The 5,992-nt window shown below is 68.6% G+C and carries 8 protein-coding genes; 7 read left to right on the plus strand and 1 reads right to left on the minus strand.

The features are described 5' to 3' along the window. Window positions 1-60 precede the first annotated feature (60 nt). Entirely contained in the window at window positions 61-960 is a 900-nt protein-coding gene (locus ACWGI8_RS37505; protein ID WP_453667911.1) for a rhomboid family intramembrane serine protease, read from the plus strand. 279 nt (window positions 961-1,239) lie between these two features. Here ACWGI8_RS37505 and crgA read toward each other — a convergent pair whose 3' ends face one another. Continuing rightward, entirely contained in the window at window positions 1,240-1,494 is a 255-nt protein-coding gene (crgA, locus tag ACWGI8_RS37510) for a cell division protein CrgA (RefSeq protein WP_453667912.1), read from the minus strand. A gap of 142 nt (window positions 1,495-1,636) precedes the next feature. Here crgA and ACWGI8_RS37515 point away from each other — a divergent pair, with 142 nt between their 5' ends. From ACWGI8_RS37515 to ACWGI8_RS37540, 6 genes are read left to right on the plus strand one after another with little or no spacing between them, the layout of a single operon-like run. After that, window positions 1,637-2,404: a DUF881 domain-containing protein gene (locus ACWGI8_RS37515; protein WP_453667913.1), complete on the plus strand. Its 768-nt coding sequence runs from the start codon at window positions 1,637-1,639 to the stop codon at window positions 2,402-2,404. 19 nt (window positions 2,405-2,423) lie between these two features. Further along, window positions 2,424-3,134: a class E sortase gene (locus ACWGI8_RS37520; RefSeq protein ID WP_453667914.1), complete on the plus strand. Its 711-nt coding sequence runs from the start codon at window positions 2,424-2,426 to the stop codon at window positions 3,132-3,134. Between the two features lie 56 nt (window positions 3,135-3,190). Further along, complete coding sequence (locus ACWGI8_RS37525) at window positions 3,191-3,352, plus strand: hypothetical protein (RefSeq protein ID WP_453667915.1); 162 nt, start codon at window positions 3,191-3,193, stop codon at window positions 3,350-3,352. Then, window positions 3,349-3,987: an aminodeoxychorismate/anthranilate synthase component II gene (locus tag ACWGI8_RS37530; protein WP_453667916.1), complete on the plus strand. Its 639-nt coding sequence runs from the start codon at window positions 3,349-3,351 to the stop codon at window positions 3,985-3,987. Before ACWGI8_RS37525 ends, ACWGI8_RS37530 begins: the two co-directional genes overlap by 4 nt. Beyond that, on the plus strand, window positions 3,984-5,096 hold the full coding sequence (locus ACWGI8_RS37535) for a class E sortase (protein ID WP_453667917.1): 1,113 nt from the start codon (window positions 3,984-3,986) through the stop codon (window positions 5,094-5,096). The genes ACWGI8_RS37530 and ACWGI8_RS37535 overlap by 4 nt, the downstream gene beginning before the upstream one ends. 59 nt (window positions 5,097-5,155) lie before the next feature. Then, complete coding sequence (locus ACWGI8_RS37540; protein WP_453667918.1) at window positions 5,156-5,830, plus strand: class E sortase; 675 nt, start codon at window positions 5,156-5,158, stop codon at window positions 5,828-5,830. Window positions 5,831-5,992: the final 162 nt, after the last annotated feature.

The following is a 5,992-nucleotide window of genomic DNA, read 5'->3' on the forward strand; positions in this document are numbered from 1 at the left end:
GCGGACTGCGTACGAACGAGTGCGAAGGCAGAAGCGCCGCGCATCGGACGAGGGGACCCCATGGATCAGGCGCCAGGAAGCCCGGACCAGCCTCGCGCGGCGGACGGGCTGCCGAGCTGCTACCGCCACCCGGGCCGGGAGACGGGCATCAGCTGTACCCGCTGTGAGCGGCCGATCTGCCCGGACTGCATGGTCGACGCCTCGGTGGGCTTCCAGTGCCCGGAGTGCGTCCGCACGGGGTCGGGCACGGGCCACGCGCCGTCCGCCAGCCGGCCCCGTACGATCGCGGGCGGCTCGATCGCGGCCGGTGACCCGCATCTGGTGACCAAGATCCTGATCGGTCTCAATCTCGCGGTGTTCGTGGCGGTCCTCGTCGACCGGGAGCGGCTGGTCGGCGACCTGGTCCTGGTCGGGGCCTGGCCCGCGCCGCCGTACCTCGTGTCCGACGGCGTCGCCGACGGGCAGTGGTACCGGCTCCTCACCTCGATGTTCCTGCACCAGGAGATCTGGCACATCGCCTTCAACATGCTGGGGCTGTGGTGGCTGGGCGGGCCGCTGGAGGCGGCGCTCGGCCGGGCGCGCTATCTGGCGCTCTATCTGCTCTCAGGCCTGGCGGGCAGTGCGTTCGTCTACCTCCTCGAGGATCCGACGCAGGGGACGCTGGGTGCTTCCGGCGCGGTCTGGGGTCTGCTCGGTGCCACCGCCGTGCTGATGCGCCGGCTCAACTACGACATGCGCCCGGTGATCGCGCTTCTCGCGCTGAACGTGCTCTTCACCTTCACCTGGAGCGGGATCTCCTGGCAGGCCCACATCGGCGGGCTCATCGCCGGTACCGCCATCGCCTTCGGCATGGTGCACGCGCCGCGCGAGCGACGGGCTCTGGTGCAGTACGGGACCTGTGCACTCGTACTGCTGGCGATCATCGTGACCGTGGTCGTGAGGACGCAGTCGCTCACCTGAGCATGAGCTTTCCCCAAAGTTGTCCACAGCGTGTGCCGGATCTTGTGCATCCTGTGTGGAACGACTGCGCCCCTCATCCCTGACCTGGGTTTTCCCAGGAGGGACAAGGGGCGGACAGGGTCGGCGGCCGTTGCTGCAACGGCCGCAACAGTCACACCGGCGTCAACGTCCGCTGAGTTATCCACAGATCGTCTGACCTTTTCCTCACTCTGTGGACGACGCTGTGGATAACTCGGGGCAGAGCTTGACAGCCGCTATGCCGGCGCTACTTCCACTGCGCTACTTCCACTGTGTGGACACGGCGAAGCCGCCGGCGATGAAGCCGAAGCCCACCACGATGTTCCAGTTGCCGAACGACTCGATGGGCAGGCGGCCGTCGGTGACGTAGAAGACGACGATCCAGGCCAGTCCGATCAGGAACAGAGCCAGCATCACGGGAGCGACCCAGCTGCGACTGGTCAGCTTGATGTTGGTCGCCTGCTTCGTGGCCGGCGGCGTGAAGTCGGCCTTCTTGCGGATACGTGACTTCGGCACGAGGGACTCTCCTGTCGATGCGCTGCGTGGCCGCGCAGGGAAACTGTGGCTGGCGCCGGGTACGGGAGCGAGGGGGACCAAGGGCTCCCCCCGGGCGTCCGTTAGCGTAGTGCTTCCGCGGCGCCTGAAGGGTAAGGGTACGTTGAGCAATTCCGCCGACTCCCCCGGTAGGCCGGTCCGCCGCATCGTCTGGCGGCCGGTCCGGCTGCTGACCGCTGCCGTTTTCGCCCTCGCCGGACTGATCTTCGTCACCAGCTTCATCACGGCCAAGGGCACCAACCTCCGCACCGACGACTCGCTGCTGAAGCTCTCCGATCTGATCCAGCAGCGCAGCGACAAGAACGCCGAACTCGACGAGTCCACGGCGACGGTCCGCAAGGACGTCGACGCCCTCGCCAGCCGCGACGACGGCTCCACCAAGGCCGAGGACGCGAAGCTCCAGGCGCTGGAGGAGGCCGCGGGGACCAGGAAGCTCAGCGGTCAGGCCGTCACGGTCACCCTCAATGATGCTCCCCCGAACGCCCAGGCGGCCCCTGGCTACCCGGAGCCGCAGGCCAACGACCTGGTCATCCACCAGCAGGATCTGCAGGCCGTGGTCAACGCCCTCTGGCAGGGCGGTGCGCAGGGCATCCAGGTCATGGACCAGCGCCTGATCTCCACGAGCGCCGTGCGCTGCGTCGGCAACACGCTGATCCTCCAGGGCCGCGTCTACTCGCCGCCGTACAAGGTGACGGCCGTCGGCGACCCCGGTGAGCTCCAGCGCGCGCTGACCGCCTCCCCGGCGATCCAGAACTACCAGCTGTACGTGACGGCGTACGGGCTGGGCTGGAAAGTCGACGAGCGCGAGGCGGTGACTCTCCCCGGCTACTCGGGCACAGTGGATCTCCACTACGCGAAGCCCGTGCAGTAGCCCCCGGGGAGGCCGGCCGGTGTCGGTGCGACTGATCGTCAGGACGTTCAGCGAGATATGCATCACCGCCGGCACCGTGATCGTGCTGTTCGTGGTGTACGTGCTGTTCTGGACCGGCGTGAAGGCCGAGGGTGCGACGGACGGGGAGATCGTCAGGCTCCAGGAGGAGTGGACCCGGCTTCCGGTCGAGTCCCCGGCATCCCCGGCATCCCCGGAATCTCCGGCATCCCCTGCCCCCGACCCGGCCCCGAAGGCGTACGAGGACGGAAAGCCTTTCGCCGTCATGTACATCCCCCGCTTCGGCGCGGGCTGGGACTGGCCGGTGCTGGAGGGCACGTCGGCCGCGACCCTGAAGAAGGGACTCGGGCACTACGCCGCCACCGCCCGGCTCGGCGGGACCGGGAACTTCTCGGTGGCCGGCCACCGGCGTACGTACGGGGACCCGTTCAAGGACTTCCCGGAGCTACGGCCTGGTGACGCGGTGATCCTGACGGACGGGACGACGTGGTTCACGTACCGGATCCGGAACAAGCCGTACCGGACGGTCCCGGGCGATGTCGCCGTCATCGACCCCGTCCCCGGCCGGTCCGGCTTCGAAGGAGCGGGCCGCTATCTGACGCTGACCACCTGTGATCCGGAGTGGGGCAGCAGCCACCGGCTGGTCGCCTGGGCGCATCTGGACGCCACCCAGCCTGTGACGGAAGGCAAGCCGGAAGCTTTCCACAGCTGACCCACGGGTCCCCCGCGCCCTTTAGTCTGGTCCCGTACCGAACGGAAAGGCACAGCATGTACGGCTGGATCTGGCGGCATCTGCCGGGCAACGCATGGGTGCGGGCGTCCATCTCGCTCGTGCTGACCCTTGCGGTCGTCTATGTGCTGTTCCAGTACGTCTTCCCCTGGGCGGAGCCGCTGCTTCCGTTCAACGATGTGACGGTGGACGGCCAGTGAGCGCGCGCATTCTCGTCGTCGACAACTACGACAGCTTCGTCTTCAACCTTGTCCAGTACCTGTACCAGCTGGGCGCGGAGTGCGAAGTCGTGCGCAACGACGAGGTGTCCACCTCGCATGCGCAGGACGGCTTCGACGGAGTCCTCCTGTCGCCCGGCCCCGGCGCGCCGGAACAGGCAGGCGTGTGCATCGAGATGGTCCGCCACTGCGCCGCGACCGGGGTGCCCGTCTTCGGCGTCTGCCTCGGCATGCAGTCGATGGCGGTGGCGTACGGCGGCGTGGTCGACCGTGCGCCGGAGCTGCTCCACGGCAAGACCTCCCTCGTGCTGCACGAGGGCAAGGGCGTCTTCGCCGGGCTGCCCTCCCCCTTCACCGCGACCCGCTATCACTCGCTGGCCGCCGAGCCGGCGACGGTCCCGGACGAGCTGGAGGTCACGGCGCGTACGGAGGACGGCATCATCATGGGGCTCCGCCACCGTGAACTGGCCGTGGAGGGTGTGCAGTTCCACCCCGAGTCGGTGCTCACGGAGCACGGTCATCTGATGCTCGCCAACTGGCTGGAGCAGTGCGGGGACACGGGCGCGGTGGGCCGTTCGGCAGGGCTCGCGCCGGTGGTGGGCAAGGCTCTGGCGTGAGCGGCGAGGGGGGATCGCCGTGGTTCCGGGCCGGGGATGTTCCCGCGCAGCCCCAGGAGCCGCAGGAGTGGTACGCCCCCGAGGGCTATCAGCAGGACTGGTACGGGCAGCAGGCGCAGCCCTCGTACACACCTGAGTCCGTGCCGGAACCCGCACCGGATCTCGCGTATCCCGTACCGGAGCCCGCGTATTCCGTATCGGATGCCTTTGCCGTACCGGACCCCGTGCCCGTCGACGAGACCGTCGCGCTGCGGACCTCCGAAACCCACCGTGCCGCGAGCGCGGCGCCCGACCAGCCCACCGGGGGCCGCGCGGAGCGCCGCAGGGCGGCCAAGGCCCGCGGCAGGCGCCGAGCCGCACCTACGACGCCGCCGCAGCCGCCGGAGGGCGGCGCCCCGCTGTCCCGGGTCGAAGCCCGCCGGGCCGCCCGCGCGGCCAAGGACAGCCCGGCGGTCATCGCCAGCCGTGCCTTCGGTGAGCTCTTCATCAGCATCGGCGTGCTGATGCTGCTGTTCGTCACGTACCAGCTGTGGTGGACCAACATCCGTGCCGGGCAGGAGGCCAACGCCGAGGCCAACAAGATCCAGGACGGCTGGGCGAAGGGCCGCGCGCCGGGTGCCTTCGAGCCGGGCCAGGGCTTCGCCATCATGCACATCCCCAAGCTCGACGTGGTCGTCCCGATCGCCGAGGGCATCGACAAGCACGCGGTGCTGGACCGGGGCATGGTCGGCCACTACGGCGAGGGCAAGCTCAAGACCGCGATGCCCGAGGACAAGCAGGGCAACTTCGCGGTCGCCGGCCACCGCAACACCCATGGCGAACCATTCCGCTACATCAACCGGCTCACCCCTGGCGATCCGATCGTCGTCGAGACGCAGGACGCCTACTACACGTACGAGATGGCGAACATCCTGCCGCAGACGTCGCCGTCGAACGTCGGGGTGATCGGGCCCGTACCGCCCGGCTCGGGCTTCACCGAGCCGGGCCGCTACATCACGCTGACCACTTGCACACCCGAATTCACGAGTACGTATCGAATGATCGTGTGGGGCAAGATGGTCGACGAACGGCCGCGCAGCAAGGGCAAGCCGGACGCGCTCGTCGGCTGACGGACGACCGTACTTCAGGACGACGGAAAAAACGGAAAACAGGGACAGGGACAGGTGCAGTGGCACGTGCGCGCAGCCGGATCGCCGGCGTCATCAGTGTCTTCGGCGAGCTGCTGATCACCGCAGGGCTGGTGCTGGCCCTGTTCGTCGTCTACTCGCTGTGGTGGACGAACGTCCTCGCCGACCGCGAGGCCTCCAAGGACGGCGACCGCGTACGCGACCGCTGGGCGGGCGGTCCCGGCGCGCTGGACACCAAGGACGGCATCGGCTTCCTCCATGTGCCCGCCATGAACAACGGCGAGGTCCTGGTCAAGAAAGGCACCGACCCGGACACCCTCAACCGCGGTGTCGCCGGCTACTACACCGACCCCATCAAGTCGGCCCTCCCGTCCGACAAGCGGGGCAATTTCACGCTGGCCGCGCACCGCGACGGCCACGGCGCGAAGTTCCACAACATCCACAAGGTCAAGACCGGGGACTCGATCATCTTCGAGACCAAGGACACCTGGTACGTCTACAAGGTCTACAAAGACCTCAAGGAGACGTCCAAGTACAACGTCGACGTGCTCCGCCCGGTCCCGAAGGAGTCGGGCACGACCAAGCCCGGCCGTTACATCACCCTGACGACCTGCACGCCCGTCTACACCTCGGACTACCGGTACATCGTGTGGGGCGAGCTGGAGCGCACGGAGAAGGTCGACAAGGACCGTACGCCGCCGGCGGAGCTGCGCTAGGGCCGGACAGGCCCTGGGCCAAGCCCTGGGCTAGACCCAGGACAGACCCTCCTGGGACGGGCCCTGGGACGGGCCCTGGGAGTGCCTGAGAAGGAGCGCCGGCCGCACGCGTACGGGAGCGGACAGGGAGAGGCCCCGGCACCCTGAGTGGGTGCCGGGGCC

The organism is Streptomyces sp. NPDC054841, from assembly GCF_053611045.1.

What these genes read in the sequence shown, in the direction of transcription:
- ACWGI8_RS37525 (WP_453667915.1), top strand. Translation starts at nt 3,191, where the DNA reads ATGTACGGCTGGATCTGGCGGCATCTGCCGGGCAACGCATGGGTGCGG.
- ACWGI8_RS37505 (WP_453667911.1), top strand. Translation starts at nt 61, where the DNA reads ATGGATCAGGCGCCAGGAAGCCCGGACCAGCCTCGCGCGGCGGACGGG.